Source organism: Nocardioides sp. NPDC006303, assembly GCF_040613175.1.
GTDB lineage: Bacteria > Actinomycetota > Actinomycetes > Propionibacteriales > Nocardioidaceae > Nocardioides.
On record NZ_JBEXRR010000003.1, the window covers coordinates 88,319 to 106,495 of the forward strand.

At 65.3% G+C, this 18,177-nt stretch carries 17 protein-coding genes; 3 read left to right on the plus strand and 14 right to left on the minus strand.

Annotated elements, in window-relative coordinates; genetic code table 11:
- The first annotated feature begins 29 nt into the window (after positions 1 to 29).
- Positions 30 to 824, plus strand: a complete 795-nt coding sequence (locus ABZY89_RS03525) for an alpha/beta fold hydrolase (protein WP_355224679.1) — start codon at positions 30 to 32, stop codon at positions 822 to 824.
- A 116-nt stretch (positions 825 to 940) separates the two neighbouring features.
- Here the strand turns inward: ABZY89_RS03525 and ABZY89_RS03530 are convergent, their stop codons facing one another.
- Entirely contained in the window at positions 941 to 2,266 is a 1,326-nt protein-coding gene (locus ABZY89_RS03530; RefSeq protein WP_355224681.1) for an aspartate aminotransferase family protein, read from the minus strand.
- A 99-nt stretch (positions 2,267 to 2,365) separates the two neighbouring features.
- On the opposite strand from ABZY89_RS03530, the gene ABZY89_RS03535 reads away from it, so the two are divergent.
- Positions 2,366 to 3,382: a phosphotransferase gene (locus tag ABZY89_RS03535; RefSeq protein WP_355224995.1), complete on the plus strand. Its 1,017-nt coding sequence runs from the start codon at positions 2,366 to 2,368 to the stop codon at positions 3,380 to 3,382.
- Between the two features lie 26 nt (positions 3,383 to 3,408).
- Positions 3,409 to 4,125 carry a GntR family transcriptional regulator gene (locus ABZY89_RS03540; RefSeq protein WP_355224683.1) on the plus strand — a complete coding sequence of 239 codons (717 nt, stop codon included), beginning with the start codon at positions 3,409 to 3,411 and terminating at the stop codon, positions 4,123 to 4,125.
- A gap of 183 nt (positions 4,126 to 4,308) precedes the next feature.
- Here the strand turns inward: ABZY89_RS03540 and ABZY89_RS03545 are convergent, their stop codons facing one another.
- The 13 genes from ABZY89_RS03545 to ABZY89_RS03605 form a co-directional block, all read right to left on the minus strand.
- Complete coding sequence (locus ABZY89_RS03545) at positions 4,309 to 5,769, minus strand: NAD(P)/FAD-dependent oxidoreductase (RefSeq protein WP_355224685.1); 1,461 nt, start codon at positions 5,767 to 5,769, stop codon at positions 4,309 to 4,311.
- A 45-nt stretch (positions 5,770 to 5,814) separates the two neighbouring features.
- Complete coding sequence (locus ABZY89_RS03550) at positions 5,815 to 6,705, minus strand: 3-hydroxybutyryl-CoA dehydrogenase (RefSeq protein ID WP_355224687.1); 891 nt, start codon at positions 6,703 to 6,705, stop codon at positions 5,815 to 5,817.
- Between the two features lie 22 nt (positions 6,706 to 6,727).
- Positions 6,728 to 8,326, minus strand: a complete 1,599-nt coding sequence (locus ABZY89_RS03555) for a long-chain-fatty-acid--CoA ligase (protein WP_355224688.1) — start codon at positions 8,324 to 8,326, stop codon at positions 6,728 to 6,730.
- 57 nt (positions 8,327 to 8,383) lie between these two features.
- Complete coding sequence (locus ABZY89_RS03560) at positions 8,384 to 8,629, minus strand: hypothetical protein (protein WP_355224690.1); 246 nt, start codon at positions 8,627 to 8,629, stop codon at positions 8,384 to 8,386.
- Positions 8,630 to 8,719: 90 nt separating this feature from the next.
- Positions 8,720 to 9,625 carry a phytanoyl-CoA dioxygenase family protein gene (locus ABZY89_RS03565; protein ID WP_355224692.1) on the minus strand — a complete coding sequence of 302 codons (906 nt, stop codon included), beginning with the start codon at positions 9,623 to 9,625 and terminating at the stop codon, positions 8,720 to 8,722.
- A 31-nt stretch (positions 9,626 to 9,656) separates the two neighbouring features.
- Positions 9,657 to 10,526 carry an NAD(P)-binding domain-containing protein gene (locus ABZY89_RS03570; protein WP_355224694.1) on the minus strand — a complete coding sequence of 290 codons (870 nt, stop codon included), beginning with the start codon at positions 10,524 to 10,526 and terminating at the stop codon, positions 9,657 to 9,659.
- Between the two features lie 215 nt (positions 10,527 to 10,741).
- Positions 10,742 to 11,830 (minus strand): Zn-dependent alcohol dehydrogenase, encoded by a 1,089-nt coding sequence (locus ABZY89_RS03575; RefSeq protein WP_355224695.1) that lies wholly within the window; start codon positions 11,828 to 11,830, stop codon positions 10,742 to 10,744.
- Between the two features lie 14 nt (positions 11,831 to 11,844).
- Positions 11,845 to 12,828: an alpha/beta hydrolase gene (locus ABZY89_RS03580; RefSeq protein ID WP_355224697.1), complete on the minus strand. Its 984-nt coding sequence runs from the start codon at positions 12,826 to 12,828 to the stop codon at positions 11,845 to 11,847.
- A 154-nt stretch (positions 12,829 to 12,982) separates the two neighbouring features.
- Positions 12,983 to 14,461, minus strand: coding sequence for an aldehyde dehydrogenase family protein (locus ABZY89_RS03585; RefSeq protein WP_355224699.1), 1,479 nt, complete (start codon positions 14,459 to 14,461; stop codon positions 12,983 to 12,985).
- An 85-nt stretch (positions 14,462 to 14,546) separates the two neighbouring features.
- On the minus strand, positions 14,547 to 15,263 hold the full coding sequence (locus ABZY89_RS03590; protein ID WP_355224701.1) for a gamma-glutamyl-gamma-aminobutyrate hydrolase family protein: 717 nt from the start codon (positions 15,261 to 15,263) through the stop codon (positions 14,547 to 14,549).
- A 52-nt stretch (positions 15,264 to 15,315) separates the two neighbouring features.
- Positions 15,316 to 16,695, minus strand: a complete 1,380-nt coding sequence (locus ABZY89_RS03595; protein ID WP_355224703.1) for a glutamine synthetase family protein — start codon at positions 16,693 to 16,695, stop codon at positions 15,316 to 15,318.
- Positions 16,688 to 17,317, minus strand: a complete 630-nt coding sequence (locus ABZY89_RS03600; protein ID WP_355224705.1) for a hypothetical protein — start codon at positions 17,315 to 17,317, stop codon at positions 16,688 to 16,690. The genes ABZY89_RS03595 and ABZY89_RS03600 overlap by 8 nt, the downstream gene beginning before the upstream one ends.
- A 190-nt stretch (positions 17,318 to 17,507) precedes the next feature.
- Positions 17,508 to 18,107: a TetR family transcriptional regulator gene (locus ABZY89_RS03605; RefSeq protein WP_355224706.1), complete on the minus strand. Its 600-nt coding sequence runs from the start codon at positions 18,105 to 18,107 to the stop codon at positions 17,508 to 17,510.
- Positions 18,108 to 18,177 lie beyond the last annotated feature (70 nt).

Below are 18,177 nucleotides of genomic sequence, written 5' to 3' on the forward strand. Positions count from 1 at the left end.
CCGCACGAGAACGAACGGAGTCGGTCCCCATGGAATACGCCGAGATCAATGGCAGGCGCATCGCATACGAGCTTGCCGGCCCGCAGGAAGGCGAGGTCGTCCTGCTGAGCCACTCGCTCTTCTTCGACCACACCATGTTCGACCCGCTGGCCGAACTGCTGCACGACGCGGGCTATCGAACCCTGGCCTACGACCACCCAGGCCAGGGCGCCAGCTCCCGAGTCACGCTTGCCGAACTGTCGATGGACGCGCTCACCGAAGCCGTCGCCGCCTTGGTGCGCACCCTCGACCTCGGCCAGGTGCACGCGGTCGGCAACTCCATGGGCGGCTTCATCACGCTGCGGCTCGCGGCCCGCCACCCCGACTTGCTACTTACAGCAACGGCGATGGGAGCCTCCGCGGAGGAGGAGTACCAGCTCGCTGAGTTCGGCCCCCTCGCGGAGGCACTGGGCCAGGACGGCGCCGCCGCGGCCAACGTCGAGACGCTGCTCTACATCATGTTCGGCGACACCAGTCTTGCCAACGGCGGCGACGTCGTCGACCACTGGCGCTCGTACATGTCCGCCTTGGACACCTCGATCGGCGCGGCCGCCTATCAGGTGATCCACCGCGGCCGCATCTACGAGGAGCTCCAAGGCGTGAGCATCCCGGTGCTCGCGATCGCCGGCGACGAGGACCACGCATACCCTCAGCCCATCTCGGGCAGCAACATCGCCGCGGCTACGCTGGGGCGCCATGAAACCGTCTCGCCCGCCGGGCACTCGGTCGCACTGGAGCAGCCCCAAGTCGTGGCTGAGCTCCTCATCAAGCACTTCACGAGCTGACGGATTCGGAGGATCACGAGCACCTGGAGCCCGTTGCTGGGCAGGTACGCGCGTCGTCCTCGGCCGACGGGTGCACGGACACGTCGTCCGTGCGTCCGTCCCCCGTCGTACGCCGCTCAGCGCCCGCTTTGGGCGACGCTCTCGACGAGGGCTTGCAGGAAATGGTCCGCCGAGGACTCGGGGAACACCAATGGCGGGCGGATCTTCAGCACGTTGTCATACGTTCCCGACGCACTGATCAGGATCTGTTTCTCGCGCATCAGGTTGACGACCCGACTGGTCCGGGCCGGATCCGGAAAGTCGCCATCACCGACCAGCTCGACCGCCAGGAAGAGCCCGGCAGCCCGGACCTCGGCGACACCGCTCTCGCCCGCCAGGCGATCCGCCAGCTCGATGGCCATCCGTCGGCCGAGTGCGTCGGCGTGCTCCAGCAGCCTTCGGTCCTCGATCTCGTCGAGCACCGCGTTCGCGGCCGCAATGCTGACGGGGTTGCCGCCGAAGGTGTTGAAGTAGCGGACCTGCGATCCGAAGGCCTCGAAGTGCGCAGCGCGACCGACGACGCCGGCGATCGGGATGCCGTTACCCATGGGCTTGCCCAGCACGACCAGGTCGGGGTCGATCCCGTGCCGCTCGAACCCCCACCAGTGAGAACCGGTGCGCCCAAACCCGCTCTGCACCTCGTCGGCGATGTAGAGCGCGCCGTGGGCCCGCGCTCGCTCGCGCACGGCTGCCAGGACCGCGGCGTCGGGCAGCTGCAGGCCGTCGCTGGACAGGACCGAGTCGATCAGCACCGCCGCGACCCGGTGACCGCGCGCCTCGAGCTCCGCCACGGCGGCGTCCGTACGCCGGGCGAACTCGTCCGGACCGGTGGTCCCGTCGCGGACGGAGTCGGGGGCATCGATGAGGGCAACGTGGTCAGGGATGGAGTTGTTCGGCCCAAAGCTCGGCGACACCTCCGCGGCCGCGGTCGTCACGCCGTGGTAAGCGTGCCGGGTCACAATGACGCCAGACCTCCCAGTGACGGCCCTCGCGACCCTCAACGCCAGGTCGACCGCCTCGCTGCCGGTACAGGTGAAGATCACCTGGTCCAACGGAGACGGGAAGAGTGCGGTCAGCCACTCGGCGTACGCCACCACCTCGTCGGTCAGATAGCGCGTGTGGGTGTTCAGCCGACCGAGTTGCTCGTGCACGGCGTCGCGCACCCGCTTGTTCGAGTGCCCGACGACGGGCACGTTGTTGTAGGCATCGAGATATTCCCGTCCCGCGTCGTCGACCAGCGTGACCCCGTGTGCGCTGACCACGTGCAGCGGACGGTCGTAGAAGAGGCGGTACGCCGCCCCCATCGCGGCACTCCGTCGGCGCACGAGGTCGCGGTCGGCAGAGTTCAACGCGCTCTCCCGCTGGGGGTCGAAGCTGTTCACCATCAACATGCGATCCGTCATGCGACTATCTTCAGGCATACATTGCTCATCAATCAAGGCCACTGTCTGAACTATTTGCCATTATTGCTGACCACTTCGTAGGATGACATCGTGGTGAAGATGCGTGAGGACGTCACAGACCTGACCCCCGAGACCGTTCGCGCCCTCCTGTACCAGGCGTGGGGGCTGGTACCGGACCGGCTCGACGTGATGAGCGGCGAGATCGCGACCGTGTGCCGCGTCCGGGTCGGGGGTGAGCTCCTGGCCGTCAAGTCGCTGCCGGGGACTCCCGACGACGGCGCCCTGGTGAACTGGCAGACCGAGGCCGTCGCCGCCCTTGCCGCGGCTGGGCTGCCGGTCCCCGGGGTACTGCCGACCGTGGACGGAGCGCTGGTCCACGAGTCGGTCGAGTCGGGTCGGCAGGTGTTCACGACCGTATCCGCCTGGCTTCCCGACCCGCCGCTCGCCACCGTCGACGTCGACCAGGACCTCCTCAGGGCGGTCGGCGTCATGACCGGCCGCGTCAGCGCGACCCTGGCCACGTTCCCCGCTCCCCCGGTGCCCGCCCAGCACGAGTGGGAGCTCTTGCGGACGGCCGACACGATCCGCGCCGTCCTGGACCGGGTCGTCGACCCGCACGTCGCCAGCCTGGCCTCCCTGGTCGCGGCTCGGCACGACACGATCGTCCGCTCCGCCCTCGGCGAGCTCCCACACTCGGTCGTGCACCACGACCTGCACGATGACAACCTGCTCGTCGGCCGCACCCCGACCGGCGGCCGCGGCATCACCGGCATCCTCGACTTCGGCGACATGGTCGTCGGCCCCCGCATCGCTGAGTACGTCGTCGCCGCGGCGTACGTGTCCCGCCACACCGCCGACCCCGTGTCGTCGATCCTCGAGGTCGCGCGGGGATGGCACGGCGAGCAGCCTCTCAGCGCCGCGGAGCGGAGGGTGTTGCTGACCGGCGTCCAGTCACGGTTGGCGCTCAACGCGGCGGTGTGGTCCGCGCGCTCCGCCGGCCCCCGCGGGTCCTATGCTTCGTCCCGGTCGGCCGGGACGGTCGAGGCCTTGGAGAGACTGCTCGCAGTCGATCCGGCATCGTTCGAGTCACGGCTCCGCAGCATCTGCCCCGAGTGACGTAGGCCCGACCCCAAGGAGATCCGATGAGCACGACGTCACCATCCCGCACCAACGAGGTCGTCGACCTGCTGCGCATCGCGATCCTCGACGGCACCTTCCTGCCCGGGACGGCGCTGCGCGAGGTCGCGCTGGCCGAACGCTACGTCGTCTCGCGGCGGACCGTCCGCGAGGCACTGCTAGCCCTCAACGAACAGGGGCTGGTCGTGCACCGGCACCACACGGGAGCGGTCGTCCGCACACTCGACGCTGACGACATCCGTGACCTCTACCGGGTCCGGCGCCTGTTGGAGTGCGAGGGGGTGCGCCACGCGCTGACCTGCGAGCCGGACCTCAGGACCGCCGTCGGCACGGCGCTCGAGCGACTGGAGACGGCTGTGCGGAGGGGTGGGATCAACACCGTCGAGCTGGCCGAGGCGGACGCCGCCTTCCACGGCGCCATCATTGCCCTCAGCGGAAGCCGGCGTCTCGACGACTTCTACGCACACATCGGCACGCAGATGACCCACGCCATCACGGTGATACAGCGTCACGACGAGAGCAACGACATCCCACCGGAGTCGACCATCGCCGAGCACCGGGAGATCGCCGAGGCACTGCACTCGGGCGACCTGCTGCTGGCGCAACGGCTGATCCTCCATCACATCGATCGGTACGAGTCCCTCCTACTGTCCGCAGTCCCCCGAGATGCCGGTCCATGGGACCACCTTGCGCCTGGATCCCGATCCATCTCCGCAGGATGATGCCCCATCCCCGCACAGACCACCGACGGCGGATTCGGACCTCGTGCGATCGATGATTCTCAGAATGGTGGCTGCAGGCGACGCGCCGACGTCCGCGACACTTAGCTCACCCACCGGCCAGGGTGGAAAGGGGGCTTCCCTCTCGTCGCAGTTGACGCCTTCAGTCCGTCCGCGGTGCTGGCGTCACTTGCTGAAGATGAGGAACCCGTCCTGCGGATCTTCCTCCAGCATCTCCTTGGTCGCCTCGTAATCCTGGGGGTTGATCCACGGCGCCGCCCCGGTCTGCCGCGGGAAACGATCGAGCGCTCGCTGGAAGTAGCCAGAGTTGACGTCCGCGATGAACGGAAGCTGTGGAAGGTTCGTGCACGCCGGGTCAAGGGTAGGGGTGACCTTGGTGGCGTTGAGGTCGTCCATGCGCTGCAGGACGCCTACCCAGAATCGGTTGACGAGCTCCAAACGCAGAGTCCAGGACGAGTTGAGGAAGCCGAAGGCGAAGAAGAGATTGGGCACACCCGAGTAACCCAGTCCCTTGTAGGTATACCGCTGGGAGAAGTCGACCTTCTCGCCATCCACGAAGTAGTCGGCCTCTCCACCCACCGCGAGGTTGAGACCAGTCGCCTTCACGATGATGTCGGCGTCGACGAAAGTTCCGTCAGACATCCGGATACCTGCCGGTTCCAGCGTGTCGATGGCCCCCGTAACGATCTCAGCCGTTCCGTCTGTGATTGCCTCGAACAAGTCCCCGTTCGGAACGAAGCACACCCGCTGGTCCCAGGGAGCATAGGAAGGCGTGAAGTGGCGCTCACGAATCTCCCGGCCGACCAGCGCGTCGATAGCGTCGAAAAGCATCTGCTTGTACGACTCGGGGTCACGACGAGCAAGTTGGAACTTCTCCTGCTGACCGGCGAGATTGCGGAGCCGGATCCTCTTGAAGGCCTCCTCCGCGCCGAGCTCCGCACGCAGCGCGTTGAGTTCTTCGTCCTCGTCGGGCTCCGTCGCGAGGTAGGTGGGCGAGCGCTGCACCATCGTGACCAGCTCGGCCTGACCCGCCATGCTCGGCACGAGAGTCACCGCCGTCGCTCCGGAACCGATGACCGCAACGCGCTTCCCGGCGTAGGCCAGGTCCTCGGGCCACTGTTGGGGGTGAACCATCACGCCAGCAAAGGAATCCTCGCCGGGCAACTCGGGGTTGAAGCCTCCGCGATAGCTGTAATAGCCGGACCCGGAGTAGAGGAAATTGCAGGTGAGGCTGCGCACGCCTTCCGCGGTCTCGAGCTCTAGGGTCCAGCGGTTCTTCTCCGAGTCGAACGCGGCGCTGCGCATCTTGGTGCCCAGCCGCAGGTGCGGAGCGAGACCGTGCTCGTCGAGTGTCTCACCGAGGTACTCCTTGATCGCTGGGCCCGACGCGATCGCTTTGGCCGCCGTCCAGGGCTTGAAGCCAAAGCCAAGGGTGAACATGTCGCTGTCAGAGCGGATTCCCGGGTAGCGGAAGAGGTCCCAGGTCCCTCCGATGTCGTCCCTCATGTCGATCATCACGAACGACTTGCATGGGCACGACCGCTTTAGCTCGACCGCTGCGCCGATCCCGGAGATGCCAGCCCCGACGATGACGACGTCGAAGTGTTCGGGGGTGGAGTTGCTCATGTGAATGGTTCTCCTTCTGCGGGTCGGGACCGTGGAACGGCCGACTCACGGACGAATGTCAGAGTTGGTTTGGCCCGCGACGGCGGCGCCAGGCACGTCGTAGGTATAGAAGCCACGTCCGGTCTTGCGGCCCAGCAGTCCCGCACTCACCATGCGGGCGAGCAGCGGAGGCGATGCGTAGAGCGGCTCCTTGAACTCCTCATAGAGCGACGCGGCGACTGCCTTGACCGTGTCGAGGCCGATGAGGTCGGCGAGAGCGAGAGGTCCCTGCGGGTGAGCCGCACCACGGACGAGACCTTGGTCGATGTCCGCCGCGCTGGCGAAACCAGATTCGACCATCCGAATTGCTGACAGCACGAATGGAATCAGCAGGCTGTTGACAACGAACCCGGCGCGGTCCTGACAGTCGATGGCGTGTTTGCCGAGGGCGTCCTCGACGAATGACCTCGAGCGCATCACCGTGACAGGGTCAGTGAGCAGGCTGGGGACGAGTTCCACGAGAGAGAGGACCGGCACCGGATTGAAGAAGTGGATCCCCATCACGTGGGTGGGCCGGTTCGTTGCGACGGCAAGCTTCATGATCGGGATCGAGGAGGTGTTGGACGCGAGAATCGAGTCCTGCGACTCGACGATCCCGTCCAAGGCCGCGAAGAGCTTCAGCTTCGCACTCTCGTCCTCGGCGATGGCCTCGACCACCAGGTCCCGGTCCGCGAGGTTGCCGAGGTCAGTGGTGATTCGGACACGGTTCATGACCGGTTCCACCGAATCGATCCGCCCCTTGGCGGCAGCGCGCTCGAGGGATGCCCGGAGTCGCCGCTCCCCTGCCATCGCGGCGGTACGCGACGACTCCGCGACGACGACGTCCAGGCCTGCGCGAGCACTGACCTCGGCGATACCTGCACCCATGAGGCCGCAACCGACCACACCTACATGCATCTGACTCACCCGCCGCCCCCGATCAGCCCTGAATCCGACTGCTGTGACCGGCCCAGGCCTGCTCGCGCAGCGCGAACTTCTGAATCTTCCCCGTAGAGGTCTTAGGGAGGTCTTCGACGATCTCGACCTCTCGAGGCGCCTTGTAGTGGGCGATCTTGGAGCGTACGTGATCGATAAGCTCCGACTCCGTGACGCTTGCGCCGGCACGCACCAGCACGAAGCCCTTGGGACGCTCTCCCCACTTGTCGTCCGGGATACCCACGACCGCCGCTTCGAGGATCGCCGGGTGGCTGACCAAGGCCTGCTCGACCTCGACCGTGGAGATGTTCTCTCCGCCGGAGATAACGACGTCCTTCGCCCGGTCCCGCAGCTCGACGTAGCCGTCTGGATGCATGACGCCCAGATCGCCGGAGTGGAACCAGCCACCGCGGAACGCCTCTGCCGTGCCCTCCTCGTCTCGGTAGTAGCCCGCCATGACGTTGTTGCCACGCATGACTATCTCGCCCATAGTGGCGCCATCTGCAGGGACGTCGTTCATCTGGTCGTCGACCACACGCAGGGCCTCGGCCTGGATCATCCCGACACCCTGTCGCGCCTGCAGCCGGAAGCGCTCGGCCTCTTCGACCCTCGACCAGCCGGGCTGCATCTCGCATACCGCGTAAGGGCCATAGGTCTCAGTCAGGCCGTAGACATGGATGAGCTCAAAGCCCATCTCCGTCATCTGGCTGATCACCGTGGGACTGGGCGGCGCACCAGCCGTGGTGACAGTCACAGGCCGAGTGAGAGAGGCTGCTTCCGGCGCAGTCATCATCGTGGTGAGGACTGTCGGCGCCGCATTGAGGTGAGTGACGCCTTGGTAACGGATCGCGTTCCAGATTGCTTCGCCCCGCACCTCAGGCAAGCACACATGCTGCCCCCCAATGGCGGTAATCGCCCACGGCGTGCACCATCCGTTGCAGTGGAACATCGGCAGAGTCCACAGATAGACCGACTCGGTCGTGTGACGGCTGTGGAGCAACTCTCCCAGGGCGTTGAGATACGCGCCGCGGTGGGTGTACACGACGCCCTTCGGCCTGCCGGTGGTGCCGGAGGTGTAGTTGAGTGCGATTGGTCGCTGCTCATCCTCAACTGACCATGCCAACTCGGGGGTGTCGATACCGCGCTGGAGCAGCTCGTCCCATGAGGCGAAGCCCTGCAGATTCCCACGAGACGCCACCAACTCAGGTACGGACTCGATTACCCGCTCATTCATCTCCGCAACGGCCCGAGTTGCAAGGTCAGAGAAACGGGGGTCGACGAGTACCAGGCGGGCTCCGGAGTGCTCAAGGATGTAAGCGACTTCGGCCGCTGACAAGCGAGTGTTGATAGCCACTAGGACTGCCTCAGCCAGTGGGACCGCGAAATGGGCGATGAGCATTTCCGTCACGTTCGGCATCAGGACGGCCACCCGGTCCCCAGCCGAGATACCAGAGCCACGGATCGCCTTGGCCACCGCCTGCGCCCGAGAACGGAAGTCGGCGTATGACAGGCTTGCGCCTTCGTCGAGGATCGCAGGCTTGTCAGCCCAGACGGTCCCCGCACGCTCTAGGAAGGCTAACGGCGTCAGCTGGGTGTCATTCACGATTGTCATTGGGAATCCGATCGGTCAGAGGGTATAGCTCAGTCGGCAGGCGACTGATCAGGAAGATTCGACGCCGAGCAATGCGCGAGCGATGGCTTGAGCGTCAGCGGTGGGCAAAGCCTGGAGCACGACGGACAGGTCACTGAGCGTCTGGCCAAGTCCGGCATACGTCCGGCCCGAGGCGATGGTCGCGGCCGAGACCAGGCGCAGCGTGGCGTGATCGAGCGTCGCAACTTGATCCGCGGCGCCTTTATCCCCGAGGTGCCTGGTTGCGGCGACTGACCCATTACGAATCTCGCGCACGTCGACCCCCTACTTGGTTGATCGACTTGAGCATTACCCACGCCCTGGTGCGTGACAGAGGTCGCCCGAGCCACAGGCGGCACGTGTCGGTCATACCCGGCCCGGGATTCGACCGATCTCCTCGTACTCCGCGGAGTTCAGGATGTCCATCGGGTCGGTCATCTGGCCGTCCTTCTCCACGAAACCGAGGAAGCTTTCGCCAGACTCCCAACCAAGGAGGCGCTGCACGTCCTCGGGGAAAGACTTGACCTTCTCCAGCGGGATCGAGAGGTACTGGTTCTCCTCCTGGCGGAGAAAGGCGAGGTCGAAAGCCATGGTGAGGCCAGTTCTCGGGCCATCAGATGTGTTGTTTCCACCACCGTGGTAGGTCGACCCAATCCAGATCAGCGCGGAACCTGCCTTCATCTCCGTGGAGACGGCTTCGGACACCTTAGGGGCACGGTCGTCGTCCCACTTGTGGCTGCCAGGGATGACCTGCGTGCCGCCGTTCTCGTGGGTGAAGTCCGTGATGGCGACCATGATCTGGACACGCGCCTCGCGGCCGTAGTCGGGATGACGCCACATCCACACGGTGTCATCGCGGTGCAACACCTGTGCACCCTGCCCGGGCTGGATGTGAATCGCTTGAGTGGTGCCGATCTGGATCTGCGGGGTGATCTCAGTCCGCTCCTCCCCGAAGAACACGTGTAGCGGCTTCTGGAGGATCGCCCGAGCAGCCCCCTGGTAGATGGGGTTCGTCGCGACGTCGATCATGTGCTCGCTGCGCGCAAAGAGCGCACCTGCGCGACGGGTCTTGGTGCCGGCGAACTCGGCGTCGACTCCCTCGGGGACGCTGTTGATAGCCAACTCGATATCGCGCTGGAGGCCTTCGAGGACGTTCCCCCCGAAGAGGTCTTCGACAATGACACCTCCGTCCCGCTCGATGATCGCGACGACATCGTCGACGCTGGCAGTGTTGGGAAGGGTGGTCAGACCGACCATGGTCATGCCTTTCATGTCGTAGTTGATATCCAGGGATTTGAAAGCTTCAGGAACGTTGGATCGAGGTGCTGGTGACCTGCGAGAGGAAGCCCAGCTCGCCGCAGCCAGCCGCCTCGGCGATCTCGAGGTTGTGCATGTGCGCTGTCATCAGCGAGGCCCGCTGACCGACCCCGAGCATCGTGTGACGCCACTGGCGAATGGCTGCCAGGTAGACAGACAACGTGGCTTCCACCGTCGTGAACTCGTCGCCCTCCAGCTTCTTGGCCATGCCGAGAGCCTCCTCCTTGAGAAAGTCGAGCCAATAGTCCAAGGCGATCTCCGGGCGGGAAGGGTCGATGCCGCTGGCACGCAGGAACGAGAACGCCTCACACAAGGCTCCGAGGGCGACACTGTGGAAGGTGCCAGCGAGCGCCGCGTCCAAGACGTTGGCCGCGCCCGGTTCGGTGCCAACGAATGCACTCCGGCCGGCAACCGCCTTGATGGCTTTATTGTGGTCGGACCAGACCTGCGCGTCGCCGGAGCAGTTGATGAGCGCCGCTTCGGTCGCAATGTCGCTGGGGTAGCACTCGATCGCACCGTCGAGGTAGCGCGCTCCGGCCGAAGCCGTAGCCTCAGCCAGCTCGACGGCTTCCTCCGGTAGGCCCGTCATCAGGTTGATGACGTCCTTGCCCGCAAGAAGTCCCTCATGGCCTCTCAGGGCGTCTTCGGCTGCGGCGCGATCCAAGAGCAGCAGGATGACGGCGTCACCCGCCCGGAGCGCCTGGTCCACGGTGGCGCAAAGAACAATGCCCTCCTTCGCGAGCGGAGCCGCCCGCCCCGGAGTCCGGTTCCACGCCGAGACTTCGTAACCGGCCTGCACCAGGGCACGCGCGACCGCAGCTCCCATGAGACCGGTTCCCAGAACTGTGTACCGCACGACACTCCACTCCTTTGGGCATATGACTTGGGCATTTGCTCAAGTTCATTGACCGTATTCCGAGAAGTCACCGAGCGTCAAGCAATTCGGGTGACATTTCTCGCAATCTGACATTGGCATGTCCTGCCTGCGGCGAATGCGAGCAGTCCCCACACCTTCGGTGCGGGGACTGCCGGGCTGCGCCTGGAGCGTGGCCAATCAGGATGCTGTGCCGATCAGTCGGCCGCGGGCATGTCCAAGACCACGCGCAGGGTGTCTGGATGCTTCAAGAGCTCGAACCCGCGCTGGATCTCGTCGAAGGCCAGGCGGTGGCTGATCATCCCGTCGAGGTCCAGCCGGCGCTGGCCGTAGAGGGCAGAGAGCTGGGCGACATCGACGACGAACCGGCTCGATCCGATGAACGCTCCTTGGAGTCGCTTCTCAGTGAAATAGAGCTGAGAGGCCGGCACCTGGATAGGGGTGCTGTCAGGGACCATGCCCAGAACAGTGCATGTTCCCCCAGGCGCCAATGCCTGCATGGCAGCCTCTACCGTCTCCCTGCGCCCTACCGCTTCGAAGGAGAAGTCGACGCCATTCGGCACCAGCTTCCGGAGTTCGTCTTGAAGGGCGGAGCCACTCGTCAAGATATCTGTCGCCCCGAACCGGGCAGCTGCCCGAAGCTTGGCCTCCGCCAGATCGATGGCGATGATCCTCGAGGCTCCCGCCAATCGGGCACCCTGAACCGCGGCCAAGCCGATCCCGCCACACCCGATCACCGCGACCGTATCCCCCACCCGAACGTCGGCACTGCGAACGACGGCGCCCACGCCGGTCAGCACCGCACAGCCGAACAGCGCCGCAACAGGCAGAGGCAGCTCGCGATCGAGCCTCGCGACACCGTTCTCATGGATCACCAGCATCTCAGCGAACGCTCCGACACCACCCATGACCCCGACGGCCTCGCCCGCGTCGTTCACCAGGCTGGGACGCGGACGCTGCCGTAGCCGTGCACGTTCCTCGCAAAGCGAGAGCCTGCCCGTCACGCAGTACATGCAGGTGCCGCAGAACATGGTGAGACTCGTGACCACATGGTCACCGACGGAGACGCGCGAAACGTTTTCGCCGATCGACTCAACCACGCCAGCTGCCTCGTGGCCGAGCACCTCGGGAAGATCCGTTTGGTGCGTGCCGTCGATGTAGTGCAGGTCGCTGTGACACAACCCGACGTGATGCGGTCTGATCCGCACCTCGTTCGGGCCGGGCTCATCAACGTGGAGCGTCTCGATGTCAAGTGCACCCACGCGGTTGAGCACCGCAGCGCGCACGGCAGTCCGTGTAGTCACGACCGACCTCCCTGCGCCGAGCCAGCCGTCGTAGACCTGAACTGCTCCGAGATGAACCCAGCCGCGTCCGAAACCGCCTGATCAGCCTTCGCAACCAGCCCGGTCAACGCGAAGAAGCCATGGTAGACACTGTCATACCGCTTCAGCCGGACAGGGACGCCGGCGGTCTCCAGACTCATCGCGAACGCCTCGGACGAGTCCCTGATGGGATCGTGCTCGGCGGTCAAGATCATGGTCGGCGGAAACCCATCGAGCGACGTTGCGAGCATCGGCACGGCAAGCTCGTCCGGCGTTGCTGATCCCAGGTAAAGGTCCCAGAACCACACGACATCCTTCGTGGTGAGGAGGGGCGCATCAGTATGCTCTCGGTAGGACGCCCGATCGTTGACCAGCTCGGTCGCTGGATACACCAGCACGACGCTGTTGATCGCAGGGCCACCGGTTCGGGTCGCCCGCAGCGCGACCCCCGCAGCGAGATTCCCGCCGGCACTATCGCCAGCGATGCTGATCTGACTTCGGTCGACTCCGATCTCGTCGCTCGCGCTGACCAGCCATTCGAACGCCGCCCAGCAGTCATCGAGAGGGACCGGGTACTGGTGCTCGGGAGCCTGCCGGTAGCCGACCGAGAACACCCGGCTGCCAGATCGCTGCGCGAGGTGTCTGCAGGCAGCATCCACACTCGCGAGGGACCCGATGGCCCAGCCGCCCCCGTGGAGATAGAGGATCGCGCCTCGCGAACTGCTGCTGGGGCGATACTCGCGCACAGCGACGCGGTCACCGGCTGCGTCGATCTGATGCTCTTCGACGGCTTCCAGGCTCGGGCCTGTCGGCACCGAGTCGAACATCAGCAGCGCTCGGCTCTGCTCGACGCCCAGCTCGTGAAAGGCCGCAGGCATGTTCCTGTCCAGTTCGACGAGCAACTTGGCTGCGTCCGCATCGAAAGGAGCCATGTCCCAACGTGGTTTCCGGCCCGCGCTCATGGCTGCGCCTCCTTCGTCACTGTGCTGAGCATGGCTTCGATGTAGCCCTCCACGGTCCACGGCTCGACCGGGTCTGCATCCCCGATGGCGGCGCGGTCGATTGAGGTCGAGTCGACAGCACGGCCGGTCTGCGGCTGTCGTTGGTTTTGATTACTCACAATGCGATCCAGGTGGTCTTGAGGTGTGTGAACTTGTCGATGGCGTGGGCGCTCTTGTCTGCTCCGTGCCCGGACAGCTTCCTTCCACCGAACGGGACGGACATGTCGCCTTCCTCGAAGCAGTTCACCCACACTGTCCCGGCGTCGATCCGCCGTGAGACCTGGTGGGCACTGCTGATATCGCTCGTCCAGACCGAAGAGCCGAGACCGTAGGCGGAGTCGTTCGCGAGACGGACGGCGTCGTCGAGGCTCTCGGCCGTCAGGACGGACAGCACTGGACCGAAGATCTCTTCCTGTGCCAGTAGATTCGACGCATCGACCCCCGTGAAGACGGCCGGCTCGACGTACCAACCGTCCCGCGGGTCCTTCTCGGCTGAGCCGAGAGCGAGACGTGCACCGGATTCCATCCCCCGGCGGACGTGGGCGAGCACGTTGTCGCGGTGCTGGGAGCTCGCCAGCGGCCCGATCTCGGTGGCGGGGTCCAGCGGGTCACCGACCACCCGCTTCGCGAGCTTCGCGGTCACCGACTCGACGAACTCCTCGGCTACCTCCTGGGCGACGATCGCCCGCGAGGCCGCCGAGCAGAGCTGGCCCGTGTTGAACGTGATGCCCCAGGCAAGTGCGTCGGAGGCAGCGTCAAGGTCGGCGTCAGCGAGCACCATGAAGGGGGTCTTGCCACCGAGCTCGAGCCAGACCGGCTTGGCGTTCGACTCCGCGGCATAGGCCAGGAGTTGCTTGCCCACCCGCGGTGAACCGGTGAAGGTCAGGCAGGCGACGTCGCGGTGGAGCGCCAGACGGCGACCCGCAACTGCTCCCTCGCCGGTGACGACGTTGAGTACGCCAGTCGGCAGGCCCGCCTCCTCTGCCCAACGAGCAAGCAGTACGGCGGAGAGCGGTGTCTGCTCCGCAGGCTTCACCACCATGCTGTTACCGGCGACAAGCGCGGCACCCAGCTTCCAGCTCAGCAGCGTCACCGGCATGTTCCACGGAAGAATGGCAGCGACACACCCAACCGGCTCCCGCGTCACCAAGGCAAGGGCGTCAACCCGCCCGCGAGGGGCCTCGTCCATAAGTTTGTCCGACAGTTCGCCGTACCAGCGAATGGTTTTCTCCGCCGCCCGCGCCTCGACCTCCAGCGCCGCGGTGACAGGCTTGCCCATCTCCAGCGAGATGACGAGTGCGAGTTCCTCGCTTCGTTCTGCGATGAGGTCCGCCCAACGCTGCAGCACCTGACCGCGCTCTGTCGGCCCCATCCTCGACCAGATACCGCTGGTGAACGTCTGCACAGCCACAGCGACGGCATCGTCCACCTCAGCGTCGCCAGCGGATGGCACGGAGGCCAAGGTCGAGCCATCCCGAGGCGTGAGGAGCGGAAGGACTCCAGCTGACGCATGGTCGCGGAGCTCTCCTCCAATCCACAGTCCGGGTTCGGGGACGAAGTCCGCGGCTGCGGTCATCCAGGGGGATTCGGTCATATCGTGGTTTCCGATCTGCCATCAGGTGGCGAGAGTGTCCGCACCGCGGCGGTGTCATGGCTGCGGCGGAAGGTTGACAAGGGATTCAGCAAGCCTCAATGCAGCCGAAGGCCCGGTCGGTAGCAGCGTTGATCAGCCACTGGAACGACCCATCCGGTTCCTCCAGCCATTCGGGGTGCCACTGGACACCGAGCACAGGGCGCCCCGGCATCTCAAGGGCCTCAGCAGTGCGGTCGGCGGCCCTGCCTGTTACGACGAGGCCGCGACCAGGCGCGTCGACGGCTTGGTGGTGCAACGAGTTGACGGCGACTTCTTCGCCGAAGAGTGCCGATGCGACGCTCCCCTGCACCGTGGCTACGGTGTGCACACGGTCTCCGGTCCCTTGCCCGGGCGCCGTGTGGTCGATGACGTCGTTGGCAAGATGTGGGACGAGCGTCCCGCCGAGCGCGACGTTGATCAGTTGCATTCCTCGGCAGACCCCCAGGATGGGGATATTCAGCTCGAGCGCCGCATTGATCACGTCCAGCTCGTAGGCGTCGCGCGTGGGGTCAACCTGACCCACTGCGCACATCGGGTCGCCACCCCACCGCGTCGGCTCTACGTCCTGCCCACCTGTGATCACGATGCCGTCGAGACGCTCGACAACCGCGGCGCGCCCCGCTTCGTACGGGAGCTCGACCGGCAGCCCACCGGCTGCAGCTACAGCCGCGGGAAAGGCCGAGAAGTGCATGTCGAAGGAGTGCTTCTGGTAGCGCCCTTCCAGCAACGGCAGGGTCGAACCGGGGAATCGTCGTCCCGTCAACCCGATGAGGGGGGCAGCGGGCTGGTCGGAGCGAGGGCGAGTCCGGCTCATCTCAGACCAACTCGAAGTAGCGCTGGAGCTCCCAGGCGCTCACGCCGTTGTCTGGGTCGCCGCCACCGGTGTGGAAGCGCAACCACTCCCATCGCCGGGTTCCCAGCCAGTAGTCGACCAGCTCGGGGCCCAGCGCCTTCGTGAGCGCAGAGTCCTGGCGCAATGCGTCCACTGCGTCGACGAGATTGCCCGGTAGCGGATCGACCCCACCTGGCAGCGACCATGCCATGACGTCGAGCGGAGCCGGCGGCTCCTGCCGGTTGTCAAGGCCTTGCCTGCCCCCTGCCAGGAAAGCGGCGAAGGCAAGGTAGAGGTTCGCGTCGGACGACGGGATCCGGTACTCGAGGCGGGACTGCTTCGAGTCACGACAGATCGCACGGATGGCGGTCGACTTGTTTTCGACGCCCCACGTGATCGTGGTGGGCGGCCCGTTGAGCTCCTCGATACGGCGGTAGGAGTTGATCGTCGGGAAGGAGAACGACGTCGCCGCGGCCATGGTGTCGAGCGCGCCCGCGACGAACCACTCCATCTCCAACGACGGCTGACTCGGTCGCTCGGCGTTGTGGAAGACGTTGACGCCGTCCTTCGTCAGAGACAGGTTGATGTGCGCGCCCTGTCCGTAGTAGTCGCTCGACCAACGAGCCATGAACGTGACGCTGTGGTCCTGTTCGAATGCGACCTGCCGCATGACGAACTTGACTCGGTTGTAGTTGTCGACCGCCGACATCGCATCGCTCGGCGGCAGGTTGAACTCCACCTGTCCCGGCGCGGACTCGTCACACCACCCCTCCCATTGGATGCCCATCGCGTCGAGACGCTCGCTGACCGCATCCATATACCGGTTGAACTCCAGCGGACGCCCGAGGACATAGAGCGCTCCAGCGCCGCCGCCGAGCGGGCGCAGGTCGCAGAATCCAGCGGCACGGGCCACGGCGATGCTGTTCTCGAAAACCGTGGCCTCGATCTCGATCGCTGCCGTGAGCGAGTAGCCGGCGGACTCCAGCTCGCGGACCTGCTTGCGCAGCGTCGAGCGAGCGCACGTCGGCAGAGGGTTGCCGTCACGATCAGTGATGTCACAGATGACAGCTGCAAGCCCCGGAGCGACGGGGTCCACGACGAGGGTGTCGAAGTCAGGCTGCAGGAAGATGTCTCCCATCTCGCCGCGCCAGGTGCCGAAGTCGAACCCGACCTGAGGCTCGTTTGCGAGGTCCACCCCGAAGACGACGTCACAGAAGCTGTAGCCCTTCGCGACGCCCGAGAGGAACTTTGCAACGGAGAGATACTTTCCGGAGGCCACCCCGTCGAGGCTGATTGTCTCGAGGCGGATCGTGCGGATGTTGTTGTCCCGCACCCACTGCTCGATGTCGTTCTTGTCAGACATCCCACATCACCTTCATCGAAGCCCCGGCGACGACCGAGAACTGGCTGAACGTTCCTTTGATAAGCAGGCGGCCCGCGTACACGGCGTCCGCGAAGAACTCCGTTCCCGCAAGGAGGGCCTGCAACGCACCGGCGGCACCGTGGATCTCGTAGGTGCCGTCACCCCCGTCGAGGAGGACTTCTCTCTCGGTGCCGAGCTCGACGATCCGCAGGCTCGGCATGGCCGGGAGATTTCGAACGAGCCCCCAGAAGGCGGCAGCCAGCTCGGTCCACTCGGGCAGCTCGGGATTGAGCAGGGTCGTTGCCGCAGCGGCGAGTGCATCGTCCGGATCGGCGGACAATGGGACGCCAGGAGTTGTCACATCGACAACCATCACGACATCAGCGTCGGAGTCAGCGCCGTGCTCAACCCGCACGCCGGAGTCGTCGCACCGGATCGTCGCCTTCTGCGGGTCGGATTGAGACTTCAGAGCGACGACGCCGCGGAACTCGGCAAGACGGGCGGCGCCCTCGTCACTGAGATTGTTTAGGTCAAGAAGTCGTGCCGTAGCACGCGCGAAGGGCGGAGCGTCATGCGCGTGCGTGACTGTTGCGGCCCGAACCGCGATAGAAGTCGTACTCATCTGTGGATCGCCTACCTGTCAAAAGTGGAGCAGTTGCCCAAGTCGGATGCCCAGATTAGACGTACATCACATAGGCGTGTCAAGGGCGACGATGGCAAGTCGCGTCGAACTGCTTCGAAAGCCGTTAGGGTCCACCCGCAAAAGCAGCACAGCCCCGCCTCGCAGTTGCGAGACGGGGCCGGACTACGAGTCAGGCTTCCTTGCGCAGAGGCGGTAGCACAGCCCGAACCTCAACAATGGCGTTCTCGATCACAGCCGCCATCCGGTCATCATCGAGGGCGATCCACTGCATGGCGTGTCCGTCGAGAGTTGCGAGGATCTGACGAGCCAACATCTCGAGATCGATGCCTGCCTCATCCGGCACGCGCGCTTGGCTGAGCAGTTCGACGGTCGCATCGATGTACGAGCGATAGGTCTGCCTCGCGAGATGCCGCGAATCGGGATTCCGCAGCGCCCAGAAGATCAGTTCGTACTGCGCCTGCTGCAGGTCGCGATCCAGTAGCATCCAGTCGAGGTAGCCGCGAAGCACCGCGGCCGCGCCGTCGCGAAGCCCCATGCCGGGAATGACATCACGACCGGCCTTCGTCGGACCTTCACTCAGAGCCTGTTCGAAGACAGCCTGGAAGAGTTCTTCCTTCGTGTGGAAGCAGTAGTGCAAGCTGGCAGCCGGCATCTCCGCCACCTCAGCGATGCGCCGCGTAGTGGCTTTCGCGACACCTTCCGCGGCGATCACGCGGATCGCCGCATCGACGAACTTCTTCTGACGCTCCCTCAGCGGTACGTGCGGCACAAACGTCCTCTCCCTTGGCGCGAAGGTACATTATCCGTCGAAACGCAGTGCGCGACACACTCAACACACG